This window comes from Vibrio sp. 10N.222.48.A3 (assembly GCF_041475345.1).
GTDB lineage: Bacteria > Pseudomonadota > Gammaproteobacteria > Enterobacterales > Vibrionaceae > Vibrio > Vibrio tasmaniensis_A.
This window is the reverse complement of sequence record NZ_JBFRVX010001144.1, coordinates 1-841: the sequence shown is the minus strand read 5'-3', so window position 1 is coordinate 841 and position 841 is coordinate 1. Positions and strand designations below refer to the sequence as shown.

Below are 841 nucleotides of genomic sequence, written 5' to 3'. Positions count from 1 at the left end.
AAGTGACTCTCCAAGGAATATGCTTTTAGTACTAGAAGGGCTTGATCATTTGGGATCTCACCTCGATAATAACGAGCATCTCGATCTACGATACCTAAAATATATTGTGATATATCGATCTCTGGGAATTGAGCTCTCGCACTATCTATACAGTCAATTACTCCTCTTGATCCATCTGAACCTTCAACAATATTTTCAGCAGCGTAGACTTCTGCGTTCGCGCCATTCCCATAAAATAATGACTCATAAACAGGGACATCATCTATCCCTTCTACGATAATGAGAGGAGTTTCGGAGATAATTGCTTCACTTAGCAATTCATCCATTTCTAAAATCGCCATCACCATTTTATGAGTCTCTGTTGGTCACTGTTGGTGTGACTTCGTCTAAATTAGTGAAGTGTTCATCAAGATCTAAATCAAGGATTCCGTCAGAACTTTCATCGGAAATTAGGCGTTGTATGTAGTCGGAATCTAATTCTGGTTGAAGTTTTACTAGTGAGTGAGGTGATTTCTTTCCAATAATAGAACTATGAGATGCGACAATGATTTGCGTGTGAGGGACTAATTCCCTTATTAGATCCATTAAAGTTCGTTGCCACTTAATATTCAAAGAGATCTCTGGTTCATCAATTATCAGGAAGTTTTTGTCATTTCCTGCCACTACAATCAATGATAAGAATGTAAATATATGACGCTCGCCGCTAGATAAATACTCTAAAGAGTGTTTTTTATTATCGCCATTTAACTTTATATAAGCTTCGTCAGTCGTTATAACTAATTTTTTTCCATCAACTAGGTATTTGTTAAATGTATCCACTAGGGCTGTTATAGATATAAGT

2 protein-coding genes are annotated in these 841 nt (G+C 36.6%); both read right to left on the bottom strand.

The features are described from left to right. The coding region (locus tag AB4653_RS24460) for a hypothetical protein (protein ID WP_372105533.1) at nucleotides 1-347 on the bottom strand (347 nt) is incomplete at its 3' end. 1 nt (nucleotide 348) lies between these two features. Continuing rightward, a partial coding sequence (locus AB4653_RS24455) for an AAA family ATPase (RefSeq protein ID WP_372105532.1) occupies nucleotides 349-841 on the bottom strand: 493 nt, incomplete at its 5' end.